This window comes from Lampropedia puyangensis, assembly GCF_004833285.1.
Taxonomy (GTDB): domain Bacteria; phylum Pseudomonadota; class Gammaproteobacteria; order Burkholderiales; family Burkholderiaceae_C; genus Lampropedia; species Lampropedia puyangensis.
In genome coordinates, this window is record NZ_STFG01000009.1 from 80,354 (window position 1) to 97,203 (window position 16,850).

The following is a 16,850-nucleotide window of genomic DNA, read 5'->3' on the forward strand; positions in this document are numbered from 1 at the left end:
TTGGCCTGGTCGCCGCTGGTTTGGTTTTTTTAGCTGCGCTGCAAGCGCAGGGGACTCAAGCTGCCACTGCCGGGTTGAGCGAGTAGGTGCCGGTCAAGCTGGCTTGGCCTAGCACTTGCGCTTTGGCCAGCGCTGCGATCACATTGGCCCCGTTGAGTTCACCGGTCACCTCCAGCGTAGGGGTAGCCAGTGCATACACGGTGAAGATGTAGTGGTGCACGATGGAGTCGTTCCATGGTGGGCATGGGCCGTCGTAACCAAAGTACTGGCCTTTCATTTGCGCATCACCGGCAAACCAACCGGTGTAATCGTTGATGCCATGGCGCCAACCGTTAGGGGCTTGTGGGCCTGACTTTCCGCCTGCCGTAATGCCGTCGGAATGTGCGCCTGCCGCAATTTCTGTGGAGCTAGCGGGAATATCGAGCAGCAACCAATGGTAGAAGTCCACGCGTGGCAGATCGGCGGCAACCGTACGACCTTCCTGGTTGACATCATCGCCTTTGTTGGGTACATCGGGGTCATGGCACACCACCACAAACGATTGGGTGCCTGCGGGGATATCCGTCCATGCCAAATGGGGGTTGTGGTTGCTTGAGAGCGCCACATGGTTGGCGGCATCGGGCACAGCAAATGCATATGTACCGGCAATGGGTTGTCCGTCGTGAATGCTTTGGCTAGTGAGTTTCATGGTCTATACCTGACGAAGTAAAAGAGAGGGGCTGGCGTGTGCAGAGAGGTAATTACTTGACCACCACTTTGGCCTCGCCAGCGGCCATGTGTCCGACGATAGCGGCATCGTGAAAACCTTGCTCATCAAAGAGTTTCAAAACCTGCTGGGCGATCTCGGGGGCGCATGCCACCAGTAAGCCGCCTGAGGTTTGTGGGTCGGTCAGAATGCCTTGGGTGGCTCCACTGCCTTCTTGCGCAATGCGTGGTGCCAGCTCAATGTGGCTGCCATAAGACTGCCAGTTGCGCCCAGATGCGCCGGTGATGACGCCTTGCTCGGCAAAGTCACGCACGTCAGGCAACAGTTTCAGGGCTGTGCTGTCGATCTCGGCGGTCAAGCCTGCCCCACGGGCCAATTCGAGGGTGTGCCCCAACAGGCCAAAGCCTGTTACGTCGGTGAGCGCATGCACCCCATCGAGTTGTGCCAGTGCACTACCGGGTCGGTTGAGTTGAGTCGTCGCGGCCACCATAGCTGCGTAGCCTGCAGTATCTAGCAAGTTCTTTTTGAGTGCTGCCGACAAAATACCTACGCCTAATGGTTTGCCCAAAATCAGCACATCGCCAGACTGAGCACTGGCATTGCGCTTGAGCTGGGCGGGGTTGACGATGCCGATGCCAACCAAGCCATAAATTGGTTCTACTGAGTCAATGGAGTGGCCTCCCGCTAAGGGAATGCCTGCATCGCGGCAGACTGATTCGCCCCCTTCAAGAATCTTGGCAATGACTTCGTGTGGCAACACGTTGATGGGCATACCCACAATGGCTAGCGCAAACAAAGGGGTTGCGCCCATGGCATAAATGTCCGAAAGGGCATTGGTCGCTGCGATACGACCAAAGTCAAACGGATCGTCCACGATAGGCATGAAAAAGTCGGTGGTGGCGACAATGGCTTGATGCTCGTTGATTTGGTAGACGGCTGCGTCATCTGCGGTTTCAGTGCCAACAAGCAAGTGTTCATACATTTGCTTGGGCAGGCTGCTGTTGGCCAGCAACGCACTGAGCACACCAGGGGCTATTTTGCAGCCGCAGCCACCACCGTGCGAGAGCGAGGTCAGGCGTGGTGATGCGGGGGAGGATTTGGAGGGAGTATTCATGGTTGGCATTCAGGGGGTTGGCGTTGCACACAAAAGCGTGCCTATTTTGTCAAACAGCACATCGCTGGTGGGGGCCATCACGCAGGCTGCGCGGGCATCGCGAAACAAGCGCTCAATGCCCAGCTCTTTGCGAAATGCCGCGCCGCCGCAAATGCGCATGGCCGTGTCGCTCACCTCTAATGCTGCCTCAGCTGCTGCTGCTTTGACCAACAGCAGACGCATGCCTTTGTCCAAGCGGGCAGCTTGCACGGCGGCAACGGTGTCGTCACGCAGTAGCCGGGCCTGATCGGCACGCAGATGGGCTTTGGCCAAGTAAGCCCGAATAGTGGGCAAATCTGCCAACGAGGTCCCGCTTTCTGCAAAACGTGAAGTGCTGATGTGCGTGATGGCGCGGCGCAAAATACCTTGCATTAACCCAATGGAGGTTGTGGCGATCAAGGTGGCAAAGTAGGGCATCAGATACTGCGCCTTGAGCGGCTCGGCCTGACCATCTGCTCCGAGTCTGCTTGACAGCGCTGTGGGCACGGCTTGGGCACTGATGGGGGCGGAGTGGTTGCCGCGCAGGCCGAGACCATCAAAAGCGCGTGGCACGCTAAACCCCGGGTCTTTGGCATTGAGCAGCCACAACGTATTACCTTCCCCTTGCATGGCGCGTGTAGTCCAGACGTAAGAGTCGGCTTGGCCGGCGGAGGTGATCATGCTTTTTTCGCCAGATATCAACACCGTATCGGCCGCTTGCATTTGGGCTTGGCTGGTCATGGCCCAAATGTGGCTGCGTGTGGCTGTTTCTGACACGGCCAGTGTGGTGATGTGCCGACCTGCAGCAATGGCTTGGCGCACATCTTTGCCTCCTAATTGTTCAATGTACACCGTGCCGCAGTAATGCATGGTCAACACCATGGCGGTGCAGGGGCAGTCCTGCGCGATGCGCTCAACGACTTGCACAGCTTCAGGCAAACCAAGGCCTAAACCGCCTACATCGGTACTGCTGATCAAGCCAAGCAAGCCGGCTTGGCCTAACGCTTGCAGTGCCTGGCGCGGATAGGCCGCGTGGGCGTCGGTGGTAGTGGCGTTGGGCGCGATTACCTCGCGCATAATGGGTTCGAGTTGTTCTAAAAAATGCATGGTGGTACCGCCAAGGCTTACATGAAATTGCGGGTGTGCAGGGAAGACAGGCGCTCGGCTTCTTCACGTTCAAACCCTAGGCGCAATAAACGTGTGAAACGGCCATCCCCCATGTCGCGCATGAGTTGCTGTACCCGCTCAAATCCGGTTTGAACTGCGGCGGGTTCGAGCGATCCGGCGCCAATCAGAATCAAGGCGTCAAAGACCTCTTCATTCAGCCCAGAGCTGCCTGCCAGCTGGTCATGGCGTGCTTGAACGGCGTTGGCCAGACGACTGCGCAACGAGGGCTCGCTTTGCAGACGGTAGAGTAGGTGCGACATGCCGAGCGCCACGTGGCGGGCTTCATCGCGCGCAGCAAGTCGGCACATTTGGCGTGTCAACGCATCGGGCGCGTAGGCTTGCAGGTATTGCAGCAGGTTCACAAAGGTGCCTTCGCCCAAGACCGATAGCAGAAAACCCGCGATCGAAAAATCTGGTTCATCCAGAAGGCTTTTGAGTGAGGCTTGCCCACCTGCGGTGGACAAGGCCGGCTCGGCGCCACCTAGCCGTACGCGGCGCGTGAAGACTTCAATGTGGCGCGCCTCGTCTGCCACCTGAATGGCCAATGCCGCTTGCAGTTCGCGGTAATGTGGGTGCAACTGGCCTAGAAAGCGAGCGGGCACCAGCAAAGCGGCATTCTCGTTTTCAATCATGTAGGTCATGACCTGAACGATCGCCGCCTCAATTTCTGGCGGGTGATTGAGCACTTCATTCCAATCCAATGCAGTGTCTGGATTCCACTGCGCATGCACGGCCTGTGTATACAGGTCTGCGGCATTTTCTGCCCAGAAGTCTTGTTTGTGGTCAAGTTTGAAATGGAACTGCGGGCCACCGGCTTCCACCCGTGCACCGCGCGCTGCCAAGCCCCAGCCAGGCAAGGCGTGTTCCAGCACCGCATCAACGGCTTGGGCATCGGCATGGCCTGTATAGGCTGCGTTGTGCCAACGCCCAGCTTCAGCATTGCCGCGTTGCATGAGTGCCGCTTGCTGGCCTGATTCCCACTGCAAGGGGTGGCCTTGCGCACGTGCCCACGCTGCAAGTTGGGATTGCCAGCCGGGAGCGCGGCTGGTCACCCGCAGGCTTTGACCTTGGGGTAGGGCTGCCAGCGCATGTTTGACCAGAAGGTGTGCGCCAGCATCAAACCCTAGCGCCTCAATATCGATAGTCTTTGGCGACAATGCGGCCTTGTTCATCGTAAAAACCTTGTTCAGTTGCAGCGCGTTGCAATAGGGCAAAGCCTTCGGTGCGGGCAGGTTGCCATTGCTTGAGCCCTTCAAGCTCGAGTAATGCGCGCACGGGCGCATCGTTCCAGTCCATCGCCAGCAGCAAGTCGCCAAAGCGTTGGCTGACCGCCGCATCCAGACCGGGGGCGGCACTCATGATGCAGTGGTCGTACAGGCCAGTCGAATCGAGAATGCGGGTCGCCCCAGCGGGCAAAGTTCCTTCTGCGGCAAAGGCCTTGTAGTTTTTGGCAATCATCCAGCTGGCGGCAATATTGCCTTCAAGCATGGCTTGGGCAGCTAATCGTTCACCACCAATGTGGTCACCATGTTTGCCTCCTAGAATATCAAAACGGTGCACCACAAAGTCTTTTTCCGGCTGCAGGCCGCCTACATGCTGCATGTGGTCCAGCGGAATCAATGTTGCTTGTGGCGAATCAATCGTACCAAAACCTACGGTTTGTCCACGCAAGTCTGCCGTGTTTTGGTAGGGGCTGTCCGCCTTGACGACCAGCACTGACTGCAGGTCGATATCGGTGTCGCGCATGACCACTTGCCCCGCTTGCAGGCCACGGGCGCTGGCGAGTCGCTCTGTACGCACCCACGCCAATGGCGAGTTCCATGCAAAGTGGATGTCCCCATTGATCATGGCTTCGACCTGGGTTTCGTAGTTGGAATACAAGATGAAGTCCATTGCGAAGTCACGCTCTGCAAGATAGGCTTTGAAGCCTTCCCAGATGGTGATGACTTTTGGGGCGTAAGCGACGGCGCCAAGAATAAAAGGGGAGGTCGGTGTACTCATGGGTTGTTTGCGAATGTTGGAGGTCAAACACGTACGGCTGCCTGCCACGGCTGGCGCAGCAGCAGAGCAGAAGTCATTTTCTCAGTTGGCTTGTTCTGCCGCTGCAGCATCGCACAGGGCGGTGCCAATGTGGTCAAACAGCACGTCTGATGTTGGTGCCATGATGGAGGCTGCACGCGCATCGCGGAACAAGCGCTCAATGCCAGCTTCCTTACGGAATGCAGCGCCACCACAAATGCGCATGGCCGTGTCGGTCACTTCCAGCGCTGCTTCTGCGGCGCTGGCTTTGTTTTCCAGCACGCGAAGCATAGTGTCGGGGCGGCCTGCCGCCAGCGCGGCCAATGTATCGTCACGCAAAGTGCGGGCTTGGTCTGCACGAATTTTGGCGCGGGCCAAGTAGGCGCGAATGGTTGGCAGGTCAGACAGGCTGCTGCCACTTTCTGCAAAACGGTTTCTGGTGATGTGTGCTGTAGCCCGTGCCAGTGCGCCATCCATCATGCCGATGGAGCATGAGGCAATGAGCATGGTGAAGATGGGCAAAACCACTTGGTTGGACAGTTCAGCGCCCTTGCCGTCTTCGCCCAACAAATCGGCCAGAGTAACGCGTACATCGTTGGCTTTGACTGGGGAGGAGGCATTGCCACGCAACCCCAGGCCATCAAATGGCCCTGCAACCTGAAGGCCAGGCAACTGGCTGTCGACCAGCCAGATTGAGAGGCCCTCTTCGCCTTGCATGGGGCGCGATGTCCAGACGTAGGAGTTGGCTTGCCCTGCTGATGTCACCATGCTTTTGGCAGCGTTGAGCAATACGGCATCGCCTTCAACCGTGGCGGTACCTACCGGTGCCCAGAAGTGGCTGCGTGAGCCGATTTCTGACCATGCAAGTGTGCTGGTATGTTGACCTGCTGCAATCGCTTTGCGAGTCGCTTCGGGGCCACAACGTTCAATCACTGCGGTGCCGCAGTAATGCATGGTCAATACCATGGCAGTGGATGGGCAGTCTTGTGCAATACGCTGCACGATTTGGGCCGCTTGCGCCATGCCAGCGCCCATACCGCCGACCTCTTTGGCGCTGATGAGTCCCAGTAAACCGGCTTGGCCTAATGCATCAAGTGCTGCGCGGGGATATTGGGCTTGGCGATCTGTCGTTAAAGCAGCAGGTGCAATCAGATCACGGACGATTGGTTCAAGGGTGTCGAGATAGGACATGGTGGCAGCGATAAGGTGCGTTGTTGTGACCCTATTGCGTACGTACCTGCAACCCATCAGGGGGCGGAGCAGGTTGCCTAGTCGTGCCCACCGCCGCCGCCGTGCAGACCTGCAACAGGGATCATTTGCGAATATGCACTCGCCAGTATGCAACTGCACGGCGAGACAGGTGCCATTATGCGCGTTATGGGGCCGGCATGCGCTGCAACGCTATTGGCGACTCAGGCTTTGCCTTGCCAAGGCACCAAGCGGTGTTCTAACCATCGCATCAGCAGGTCAAAGCTCCACGCCACCAAACCAATGACCAAGATTCCCATGACCACCATATCGGTGCGCAGAAAATTTGAAGCATTGAGCACCAATTGCCCAATTCCGACAGTGGCAGCGACCATTTCTGCTGCAACCAGCGTCGTCCAGCCAAAGCCAATGGCAATGCGCAAACCAACCAGAATGTCAGGCAGTGCTGCGGGAATGATGACATGCCATATCAACTGCCAGCGTGAGGCCCCGAGCGACAGGGCTGCATTGATTTGCTCCACACTGGCGCTGCGCACGCCGGCTTTGGCTGCCAAAGCAATGGGGGCAAAGCAAGCCAGGTAAATCAAGAGGATTTTGGACGTTTCATCAATACCAAACCAGATCACGATCAACGGGAGGTAGGCCAATGGAGGCAATGGGCGGTAGAACTCCAGTGGTGGATCGAAAACGCCACGAGCCACACGGCTGACGCCCATGGCAATGCCAATAGGCACGGCGGTCACCAAGGCCGCAAAAAAGGCGCCAAACACGCGAATAGCGCTCCATTGCAGGTGTTCCAGCAAGGGCTGCCCACCTTGAATCTGGCCTGACCACGCGGCAATAAAAGCGTCCTTCACAGCTGCAGGTGCCGGCAAGAACAGCGTGGGAACCCAAGCGCGTTGTGTGGCCAGCCACCACAGCGCAACCAAAGCCACAATTGTGAGGAGGCTGATGGATCGGCTGGATTTCTCGCTCAGTGTGCGAAACGGAGCTACCGCTACCAGTGGGGCGGCATCATCTTGTGGTGCATGTGTTGCGTGGAGCATTTTTTGCATGAACAGCCTTTTATGGCGCGTGAACGGATGGCGCAACCCAGCCCAGTACGCGCTCACGCCATTCAATGAATGGTGCGCTGGATTTGATGGCGCGGGCATTGTCGCTTTGCAAGTAGGCTTGGCTAAATGGCAAGGTTTGGTCTTGCACAATGCGCCCCGGGCGTGGCGACATGACAATCAAGCGTGATGCGAGAAACAATGCTTCTTCCACATCGTGTGTGATGAAAAAAATGGTTTTGCGTGTCTCTTGCCAAATACGCAGCAGCAATTCTTGAATTGATTCCCGTGTAAATGCATCGAGCGCGCCCAAGGGCTCGTCCAGCAACAGAACGTCCGGATCGCTGGCCAGCGCCCTTGCAATACCAACGCGTTGCTGCATGCCGCCAGACAGCTGCCAAATGGATGCGTGTGCAAAATCTTTTAGACCCACTTGCTCTAGTTTTTCGTGCCCAATAGCATGGCGCTGTTTTTTGCCCAAGCCGCGCAATCGCAAGCCTAATGCCACGTTGTCCAGCACCGAGAGCCAAGGCATCAGTGCATGCTTTTGGAACACGACGCCACGGTTGGCACTGGCACTGTCAATGGCCGCGCCATTCAGGCTGAGCGTGCCTGCCGAGGCTTGGGTAAAGCCTGCAATCACATTGAGCAATGTGGTTTTCCCGCAGCCTGAGGCCCCGACAGCGACTACAAACTCCCCTTTCGCAATGTGCAGGTTGATTTGGCTTAGCGCCAACGTGTCGCTGTGCTGGCCTGCACCTTGGTAGCGCACAGACAGATTGCGGATGTGCAGGCCACTTTCGCAGGCTGGCTGCAGTAGGTCAGCGGAGATCCGCGTGTCCGCTTCTGCAGATTGGGGCTCAACATTTGACGCGATGCTGTCAGGCCACTCGGGCTGTTGGCACAATTGCAAATTACTTTTGGCCATTGGCTGCACGCGTAACCCAGGTCGCGTTCACACCAACGCTGTAGTCAGGCAATACAGATTGGATCGTGCCTTGCTCTTTCAGGAATGCGGCGGTGGCCGCCAGTGATTGGGACACTACGGACTCTTGGCCGCCACCCAGCCATTGCTTGCTGGCCTGTTGCACAGGGGGAACGAACTCGTACAGCGCAAGGCTGGCTGGTACGTTGGTTGGTTCAGCGCCACTCCATTTGGCTACAGCCTGTACCTGTGGCGAATCGCTGGTCCATTGGCTTGTGTGGTTTACGTACTCTTGATCAACTTGTGCAAGCGTTTTGACGAATTCAGTGAGAAAGGCATCGTGGTCTTTGCTGAATTTTTTGCTTACTGCCAATGCATCGAAAGTGGCTTTGCCTGTTTGACGGGCAATCTCGCCTGACGTAATGAGCACTTTTCCTGATTGCTTGGCTTGTGCAAGGGCGGGATCCCATACAAACGTGGCATCAATGTCGCCGCGACCCCATGCAGCCAGAATTTCCGGTGGGCGCAGATTCAGCAATTGAACTTCGTTGGGAGAAATGCCTGCGCCTTCTAGAGCAACCAGAGTATGAAAGTGCGTGGTCGAAGCAAAAGGCAGCGCAATTTTTTTGCCCTTCAGGTCAGCCACTGTGTTGACGTTAGAGCCATTGCGGGCTACCAAAGCCTCGGCGTTGTTGATGTTGTCCAGAATCCAGAATACTTCAATCGGAACGCCTTGAGAGAGTGCCGCAGCAAAAGGTGAAGAGCCCGCCTCACCAATGTCGATCGCGCCGGAAGCCAGTGCACGCACCACTTCTGCTCCGCTGCCAATTTTGCGGTAGGTGACTTTGTAGCCAGTGCGCTCTTCCACCAATTTGGTTTCTTGCGCATAACGCCAAGGCACCACCATGTCTTGGTACCCAATCACAACTTCTTTGGATTGGGCTATGGCATGGCCTGAGAAGGTGCCCGCGAGCGCGAGAAGGGTAGCCATTTGTGCGGTACGGCTCAACCAGTGGCGGCGTGTATGCGTCATCGAAATTCCTTTGCTTGTTGCAGTGGAAAACGATGGTAAAGCCAGTCGGCTTGGCGCAATAGGGCGTTTCAAGACATTGTTTTCATGAGCTAATTCGGCTCATGCATGAAGCACGCTAGGCTTGGCATGCGAGCAGGCTCTGGCATGAGAGTGGCTTGTTTTGCTAGTAGGCAAGCAACGATTGTTGACGCCATGGTGCGCGCAGCTGTTCGTGTTAAACGCATCCGCAGAGGCCCGCTATCACGCCATTGACCCACGCCAGCTGGTGGTCGTAAATTGGTAGAGGCTACGGCTTGATCTGCCCTTGCATATAGAGGGCGAGGGCACTTGCAGTGCCATGCCTTGGAGAGAGAAAAGTTGTTATCAACGATTTGTAATTTTTGATCTCAAAAGCATGAATGATTGGTGCGAGACCTAGTGGACTCATCACGGCGCATTTGACTGCATTGCTTCAAATGCACGGTTGCATTGCTTGGCAGTGGGATAGATGAACATTTCTACCCCATCGCTGGCAGGGCATGCCAGCGCATCGAGGTCAATCCCAAACGCGCTTTTTTGGAGCTCACATCGAGCGAAGCTGGCAATTTCTTTCGCGGTCAATGCATGACAAGGTTTGTCTGGCTCAAGCCAGTTGAAGCCGTAATGGCCTACTTGTGGTTTCTGCTCGGGCGCTTGCGTTGGACTTGCGGCACCCGCTGCCAACGGGGCAAACAGAGCAAGCAGAAAACAGAGTTTTTTTTGCATAAAAATTCTTCTCAAAGGCGCGTGAAGGGTAGTCTTCCAATTCGTCCTGAAACGCTGGTGCATATGGCTTGTTAATAAAGCTTCATGCGCGTTGACTCAACCCAGCAGGTGCGGATTCAGTTGCCAAACCGAGTAATTCAGCGCGATAGCAAAGCTGACCCAGAGCAGGTACGGAATCAACAGGGCCGCTGCAAGCGGTCTGATGCGCCAGAACGCAGCCACAGTGGCTGCGATCAACAACCACAGTAGAGCGATATCGGCCATTGCCCAGGCCCCCAAGTGCCAACGAAAGAAGAGCCAGCTCCAAACCGTATTGAGAACAAGCTGAGCGATGAACAAAGAGAGTGCTGTTTGCGCATGGCGCAAGCCACCAACACGCCAAACTAACCATGCAGCAAGACCCATTAATGCATACAGTATGCTCCACACGGGACCAAATGCGCGAGCTGGCGGCGCCCACGATGGCTGCGTGAGTTGGGCATAAAAATGGGCTGCATCAACCGATGCAATGGCACCCAATGTGGCCGCAAGCAGACTCAACCCCAGCCATGCGAACAAACCGAGTCTCTGGTGTTTGGTTGAGGGCGTCATGGAAAATTTCCTATATTTGCAATGCGGCTGGGCGTATGCGTTTGAAACAAACTGGCGGTGGTCAATAGCGCAAATGGTCATGGCTGCTTGGCCAGCGGAATTCAAGTCGCACTATTGATCACTATTGATTAATCCAATAGCCAATCAGCCCAGTGTAGGCACTTGGACCTTTTTGATGCGAATTTGCAGCGGGCGGAACTTCGAATACAGCCACAAGCCCAGTGCCATGCATAGGCCAAGTAAGACGGAAAAAATAACGGCAAGAAACAAACCGATGAGCGGCGCAGCCAATAACCCAGAAAGCCCGGTCATGGGTTGCTGGTTCCAACTGACCGTGGAGGCGCCAAAGAATGCACAAACACCCAGTAGTAACGTCATTGGCACTAGCGACAAAAGCAGCCCAATGCTGGTGAGTTTGAGGATTGTTCTTGTCGATATGCGTTGAATCGTTATTTCTTCGAACATGGTGCTGGTGGAGTGGGTTAGAGGTGAATGGAGATCGCGTTGAATGCGGTGTTACTCGGGCGTAACGTTGGGTGCTGGTTTATGGCGTCGTCTACGCTGAGGTGCTGTGGCTGGTAGCTTGCTGACTGTATTTTGCCTTAGCTTCTACCAAAATGAGGCTCGCTAATCGGAATAGGTAATTTGGGTTAACTTGCACCGCTTGCTGTTTGAGCGCTGGTCTTTGATGTCTTCAAGTCAATCAGGCTTGCAAGATATCTTGCACGCAGCCCTGGTCTTCTAGAAATTGCTTCTTGGTTCACCATGCGCAAGGGATTCGTTGCATTCAATTTTTCAAGTGTATTCAACCAAGCGTTTTCACACCGTCTTGGCCGATTTGAGTCAACCGCCTCTGGTTTGTTACTGTTCTCCGAAATTGGGCAGTTTGCCGCATCTCAGGTCGGCATGGGTTGGCGAGCCAGTTCGATGAAGGCGCGCACGTAGTCGATGGCCGTATCGCTTTGCCGCGCTCCAAGAAAAATCTGCTTGGCAATGCCCCGTTGGCCAAGCCGAACTGGCACTACGTCGATCTTGGTGGCATATTCTTCAACCAGCCAACGTGGCAGGGCGGCTACGCCGCGGCCACTGGCGACCATTTGCAACATGATGTCGGTGGTTTCAATGGTTTTGTGGCGTTTGGGCGTGACGCCGGCTGGCAAAAGGAACTGGTTATAAATGTCCAGCCGCTCGATATCTACAGGGTAGCTGATGAGCACTTCTTTGGTCAGTTGTTGAGGTTTTGCGTAGACGGCTGAGGCCAATGCATGCCCTTTGGCAACCACCAGCACCTGTTCGTAATCGAACACAGGCTCGAAAACCAAACCGGGTTTGTACAGCGGGTCAGGCGTGACCAGCAGGTCAATCTCAAAACCAAAGAGCGCGCCAATTCCCCCGAATTGGAATTTCTGCTTGACGTCAACGTCCACATCAGGCCAAGCTGCCAAATAGGGGGCCACTACTTTGAGCAGCCACTGGTAGCAAGGGTGGCATTCCATCCCAATGCGCAATGCTCCACGCTCGCCTTGTGCGAATTGGCCTAAGCGCTCTTCTGCCAGGTTCAGTTGTGGCAACACACGGTTGGCGACTGCCAGTAGGTATTGGCCTGCTTGTGTCAGACGCAGGTTGCGCCCTTCGCGCAGCCAAATATCGGTCCCTAATTGCTGTTCTAGCTTTCGCATGCTGTGGCTTAACGCCGACTGGGTGAGGTTCAGCGCACCAGCTGCAGCCGTTAATGAGCCTTGCTTTTCAACCTCTAAAACGATGCGTAAATGAATGCGCTCAATCATTTGAATGAATATTTTTCATTGATTTATGAGAAATGACCATTTTACTTCATGTGATGCGGCCACTAGTATGCGTGCCTATTGTGGATTGACACGGGTTGGTAGACACCCGCTTCCCAGCTTCATTGTTGACAGATGCGGATGCGGTTGCTGTTTTAGTTTTTTTGCCGATCCCATGGGTAATGGCTTTTTGCGGCTGAACGCCCATGCATTCATTTGATGAGGAAAAAATGGTACGAGCATTACGCATCGTTGCTGTCTCTGGTGGTTTGCAACGTCCATCCAAGGCTGCAGCATTGGCTAGACATTTAATGGACTTGATCACCAGCGAAATGGCGTGTGAACCGCATCTGATTGAACTGGGCGCACTGACTCCTGCCATGGCGGGCTGCGTGTGGCGTTCGCAATTGCCCGTTGCTGTGGAGCGGGCGCTGGCACTGGTGGAACAAGCTGATGTTCTGATCGTCACCACGCCGGTGTACCGGGGGGCTTACACAGGGTTGTTTAAACACTTTTTCGATTTGGTTCATCAGGATGCCTTGATTGACAAGCCGGTGCTGCTGGCTGCAACCGGCGGCAGCGAACGCCATGCTTTGGTGATCGACCACCAGTTACGGCCTTTGTTCAGCTTTTTTCAGGCTCGTACGTTGCCACTGGGCATATATGCGACCGATCAGGACTTTGTCGACTATCGCCTGCAAAGCCAGGCATTGCTTGAGCGCGCCAGGCTGGCCGTTGCACGGGCATGGCCTTTGATCCGTTTGTCAGCTCCAGTGGCAGAAAGCGTTGTTGCCCCAATTCAAGCGTTTCGCGCGCCAGAGTCGATCACTGCCTGAAAGGCAGTATCCATTTTTGTTTTCAGAACTCCATCACATCGAATCACCATGAGCCAAGCATTCACATTCAGTATCTCTACCACGCCGTTTGATGAGCACTACCAACCATCGGCGAGCACACGCATCACTACGAATTTTGCCAATCTGGCGCGAGGCGAAAGCCGACAGGATAATTTGCGCAACACCTTGAGGATGGTGAATAACCGCTTCAACAGTCTGGCCCACTGGGACAACCCCAAGGCTGATCGCTATAAGGTGGAGCTGGATATCATTTCGGTAGACATGCATATGGGCGGTGCTAGCGATGCATTTCCTTTGATTGAGATGCTTAAAACCACGGTTGTAGACCTGCAAACTGGCGAGCGCATGGATGGCATTGCGGGCAATAGCTTCTCTTCTTACGTGCGCGATTACGACTTCAGTGTGCTGCTGCTGGAACACAATGAGCAGCGCGCCACGTTCAGCACGCCTGAGGGGTTTGGTGTTTTGCACGGCAAGCTGTTCAAGCACCTGATTCAATCCCCAACATACCAAGCGCTTTTTAGTAAACCACCAGTGATTTGCATCAGCGCCTCCAGCAGCAAGACGTACCAGCGCACGGAAAATGTCCACCCCATTTTGGGCGTGGAGTACCAGCAAAATGCACTGTCCTCTACGGATTTGTATTTTGAAAAGATGGGGCTGAAAGTGCGCTTTTTCATGCCGCCGCACAGCGTGGCACCTTTGGCTTTTTATTTTCCAGGTGATTTGCTGGCCGATTATTCCAATCTGGAGTTGATTAGCACCATCAGTACGATGGAAACCTTCCAGAAAATCTACCGTCCTGAGATTTACAACGCCAATTCGGCAGCGGGGCAATGCTACCAGCCCAGTTTGCAACACCAAGACTATTCGGTAACGCAGATTGTGTATGACCGAGTTGAGCGCAGCCAACTGGCCGTAAAGCAGGGCAAGTTCACCGAGGAGCACTTCATCAAGCCCTATCAGAGCCAGCTCAATACCTGGGCGGCCAACAACGCGCTCTGAACACACCAGATTTTTCAATAAACGGAATCACGAACCATGCACACACTATTGCCAACCTCTACTGCGGGCAGCTTGCCCAAGCCCTCTTGGCTGGCGCAGCCAGAAAAACTGTGGTCGCCTTGGAAGCTTGATGGAGAAGAGTTGCGCGAAGCCAAACAAGACGCTTTGCGTCTGTCGTTGCAAGAGCAGCAACACGCAGGCATTGACATCGTCAGTGATGGTGAACAGACTCGTCAGCACTTTGTGACCACCTTCATCGAGCACCTTGACGGCGTGGATTTTGAGAAACGCGAAACGGTGCGGATTCGCAACCGCTATGACGCCAGCGTGCCTACCGTTACCGGTGCGGTCAGTCGTATCAAGCCTGTGTTTGTGGAAGATGCCAAATTCCTGCGCGAGCAAACACGCCAGCCCATCAAATGGGCGCTGCCTGGCCCCATGACAATGATTGATACCCTCTATGACGCGCACTACAAAAGCCGCGAAAAGCTGGCGTGGGAATTCGCAAAAATCCTCAACCAAGAAGCCAAAGAGTTAGAGGCCGCAGGTGTAGACATCATTCAGTTTGACGAGCCCGCTTTCAATGTGTTTTTTGATGAAGTCAATGACTGGGGGATTGCTACTTTAGAGCGCGCTATTGAAGGGTTGCGATGCGAAACCGCAGTGCATATTTGCTATGGCTACGGCATCAAAGCCAATACCGACTGGAAAAAGACATTGGGCTCTGAGTGGCGTCAATATGAAGAGTCTTTCCCCAAGCTGCAGCAATCGAATATCGATATCGTCTCTTTAGAATGCCAAAACTCACATGTGCCGATGGATTTGATTGAGCTGATTCGTGGAAAAAAGGTGATGGTGGGGGCCATTGACGTGGCGAGCAACACCATTGAAACCCCAGAAGATGTGGCCAAGACACTGCGCAACGCGCTGCGTTTTGTGGATGCCGACAAGCTCTACCCCAGCACGAACTGCGGCATGGCGCCACTGGCACGCAGTGTGGCACGTGGCAAGCTGCATGCGCTTAGCGCAGGCGCAGCCATTGTGAGGGGAGAGCTGTCTGCTTGATGGGGGGCACTTCAGAGGCAAATTGCATAGACGCTGAAGTTCAATGGAGTTCAGCGAAAAAAATGGAACTCTCCCAAATACGTTCTCAACGAGGCAATCAAAGCGATGGCTGTTGGTGCCAAAGGCGAGAGGGGATTATCGGGCCATTGAAAAGCGCAACTGCAGGCAACCGCACATAGGCTTGGCGCAATCAATATGCCGATGTGTGCCAACGCATTCAGGGCTACATTGAGGGGGCATTGGGAATGCACGTTTCCATATGCCTGATTCATGGCCGGCATAGCCTGTACAGTCCACCTTCAGTTTTATTTTGAATTGTCTATGCACCCATCTCAACGTGTTGCTCTAGTCACAGGATCCACTTCAGGGATAGGGGCCGCGGTAGCGCGCCGATTGTCTCGGGATGGCTATGCGGTCATTTTGCATTCGCGCAGTTCTGTGGAAGCTGGCCGCGCGATGGCCAGTGAGTTGGGCGTTGCCGCATATATTCAAGCCGACCTTGCAGACGATGCCGACCGCATCCGGTTGGTACAGGAGGCGGTTGCGCAATGGGGTCGTTTGGATGTGATCGTGAACAATGCCGGTATTAGCCGTGTAGTTCCTCATACTGATTTAGCAGCAGCGACGCCTGACATTTGGCGTTTGCTGCACGAGGTGAATGTGGTTGCGCCGTTTCGTATTGTTGCTGAGGCAGAGGCGGCATTGCGTGCCTCTGCTGCGAGTGGGACGCCTGCTTGTGTTGTCAATGTGAGTTCGCATGCCGGCGTGCGGCCAAAAGGGGCTTCCATTCCTTATGCTGCAACAAAAGCTGCGCTGAACCATGTCACGCGTTTACTCGCGGTTTCTCTGGCTCCGGCTATTCGCGTGAATGCAGTTGCGCCAGGTCTTGTTGATACACCGATGACGGCTGACTGGGCGCAGGCACAGCAACTATGGCGTGCGCGTGCGCCTATGCAGCGGGCCGCTCACCCGGAGGAGATTGCACAAGCGGTTGCGATGCTGGTCGAGTCCACCTATTTGACGGGTGAGATCCTGCTCTCCGATGGCGGATTGAATCTGACATGAACATGTTCACTGCGCATGAGACCGTTCGATTCCGGTGAATTGCAGGTGGATGATGGGGTAGGGGCGCCCATCGCTGTCTAGGGCTGAGCGCCCAGTCTGTTTGAAGCCCATCTTTTCATAAAAGCCTAGTGCTTGCAGATTTTGCTCGTTGACATCTGTTGTTAACGCGGGGTGCTGGGCAATGCCGTGACGCACCAGCATTGCTCCAATTCCCACCCCTCGATATGCAGGGTCAACAAACAAGGCCTCCATATGGCCTTTTTCTACAAGCATGAACGCGAGCGGATAGTCGTTGCCGTTAACAGCCAACCATAGCGGCGCTTGTGGAAGAAAGGTCGCAACCATTTTCTCAATGGCTAGGCGATCTTCCTGAGCCAGAAAATGGTGAGTGGCATCGACAGCAAGACGCCATATTTCAATGGCACGGTTGCCCTCATCAGGGCGAGACATTCGAATGGAGATCATCAGCAGAAATAGAGTCGATTGGGCTTTTGAG

At 55.0% G+C, this 16,850-nt stretch carries 18 protein-coding genes; 4 read left to right on the forward strand and 14 right to left on the reverse strand.

All coding sequences use genetic code 11. From position 1 onward, the window contains the following. Positions 1-55: 55 nt before the first annotated feature. The 13 genes from E9531_RS09760 to E9531_RS09820 all read right to left on the reverse strand — a co-directional run bounded on the left by E9531_RS09760 (position 56) and on the right by E9531_RS09820 (position 12,365). A complete protein-coding gene (locus E9531_RS09760) occupies positions 56-688 on the reverse strand; it encodes a YbhB/YbcL family Raf kinase inhibitor-like protein (RefSeq protein WP_136573571.1) in 633 nt (210 codons plus the stop codon). Positions 689-740: 52 nt separating this feature from the next. Further along, entirely contained in the window at positions 741-1,820 is a 1,080-nt protein-coding gene (gene selD / locus E9531_RS09765) for a selenide, water dikinase SelD (protein ID WP_425293575.1), read from the reverse strand. A 9-nt stretch (positions 1,821-1,829) separates the two neighbouring features. Further along, positions 1,830-2,945: an acyl-CoA dehydrogenase family protein gene (locus E9531_RS09770; protein WP_136573573.1), complete on the reverse strand. Its 1,116-nt coding sequence runs from the start codon at positions 2,943-2,945 to the stop codon at positions 1,830-1,832. A 17-nt stretch (positions 2,946-2,962) separates the two neighbouring features. Then, complete coding sequence (locus tag E9531_RS09775) at positions 2,963-4,177, reverse strand: ferritin-like domain-containing protein (protein ID WP_136573574.1); 1,215 nt, start codon at positions 4,175-4,177, stop codon at positions 2,963-2,965. Continuing rightward, positions 4,137-5,006: a phosphate/phosphite/phosphonate ABC transporter substrate-binding protein gene (locus tag E9531_RS09780; protein WP_136573575.1), complete on the reverse strand. Its 870-nt coding sequence runs from the start codon at positions 5,004-5,006 to the stop codon at positions 4,137-4,139. The genes E9531_RS09775 and E9531_RS09780 overlap by 41 nt, the downstream gene beginning before the upstream one ends. 81 nt (positions 5,007-5,087) lie before the next feature. Further along, positions 5,088-6,215, reverse strand: coding sequence for an acyl-CoA dehydrogenase family protein (locus E9531_RS09785; RefSeq protein ID WP_136573576.1), 1,128 nt, complete (start codon positions 6,213-6,215; stop codon positions 5,088-5,090). A gap of 221 nt (positions 6,216-6,436) precedes the next feature. Then, positions 6,437-7,288, reverse strand: a complete 852-nt coding sequence (locus E9531_RS09790; RefSeq protein WP_136573577.1) for an ABC transporter permease subunit — start codon at positions 7,286-7,288, stop codon at positions 6,437-6,439. A gap of 10 nt (positions 7,289-7,298) precedes the next feature. Beyond that, positions 7,299-8,213 (reverse strand): taurine ABC transporter ATP-binding protein, encoded by a 915-nt coding sequence (locus E9531_RS09795; protein WP_136573578.1) that lies wholly within the window; start codon positions 8,211-8,213, stop codon positions 7,299-7,301. Continuing rightward, a complete protein-coding gene (gene tauA, locus E9531_RS09800; protein WP_211343409.1) occupies positions 8,200-9,243 on the reverse strand; it encodes a taurine ABC transporter substrate-binding protein in 1,044 nt (347 codons plus the stop codon). The genes E9531_RS09795 and tauA overlap by 14 nt, the downstream gene beginning before the upstream one ends. A gap of 426 nt (positions 9,244-9,669) precedes the next feature. Further along, positions 9,670-9,987 (reverse strand): hypothetical protein, encoded by a 318-nt coding sequence (locus E9531_RS09805; protein ID WP_136573579.1) that lies wholly within the window; start codon positions 9,985-9,987, stop codon positions 9,670-9,672. A 96-nt stretch (positions 9,988-10,083) separates the two neighbouring features. Next, complete coding sequence (locus tag E9531_RS09810; protein ID WP_136573580.1) at positions 10,084-10,578, reverse strand: TspO/MBR family protein; 495 nt, start codon at positions 10,576-10,578, stop codon at positions 10,084-10,086. A gap of 144 nt (positions 10,579-10,722) precedes the next feature. Continuing rightward, complete coding sequence (locus E9531_RS09815; protein ID WP_136573581.1) at positions 10,723-11,043, reverse strand: hypothetical protein; 321 nt, start codon at positions 11,041-11,043, stop codon at positions 10,723-10,725. A gap of 431 nt (positions 11,044-11,474) precedes the next feature. Beyond that, complete coding sequence (locus E9531_RS09820) at positions 11,475-12,365, reverse strand: LysR family transcriptional regulator (protein ID WP_136573582.1); 891 nt, start codon at positions 12,363-12,365, stop codon at positions 11,475-11,477. 227 nt (positions 12,366-12,592) lie between these two features. Between E9531_RS09820 and msuE the strand changes: the two genes are divergently transcribed. The 4 genes from msuE (at position 12,593) to E9531_RS09840 (ending at position 16,354) form a co-directional block, all read left to right on the forward strand. Continuing rightward, on the forward strand, positions 12,593-13,198 hold the full coding sequence (msuE, locus tag E9531_RS09825; RefSeq protein WP_136573615.1) for an FMN reductase: 606 nt from the start codon (positions 12,593-12,595) through the stop codon (positions 13,196-13,198). Between the two features lie 48 nt (positions 13,199-13,246). Next, the gene (locus E9531_RS09830; RefSeq protein WP_136573583.1) at positions 13,247-14,224 is read left to right on the forward strand and encodes a DUF1852 domain-containing protein; all 978 of its coding nucleotides are present in this window, start codon (positions 13,247-13,249) and stop codon (positions 14,222-14,224) included. Between the two features lie 36 nt (positions 14,225-14,260). After that, on the forward strand, positions 14,261-15,289 hold the full coding sequence (locus E9531_RS09835; RefSeq protein WP_136573584.1) for a methionine synthase: 1,029 nt from the start codon (positions 14,261-14,263) through the stop codon (positions 15,287-15,289). Between the two features lie 321 nt (positions 15,290-15,610). Further along, positions 15,611-16,354, forward strand: a complete 744-nt coding sequence (locus E9531_RS09840) for an SDR family NAD(P)-dependent oxidoreductase (protein ID WP_136573585.1) — start codon at positions 15,611-15,613, stop codon at positions 16,352-16,354. Positions 16,355-16,360: 6 nt separating this feature from the next. Here E9531_RS09840 and E9531_RS09845 read toward each other — a convergent pair whose 3' ends face one another. Further along, complete coding sequence (locus tag E9531_RS09845; protein WP_136573586.1) at positions 16,361-16,819, reverse strand: acetyltransferase; 459 nt, start codon at positions 16,817-16,819, stop codon at positions 16,361-16,363. Positions 16,820-16,850 lie beyond the last annotated feature (31 nt).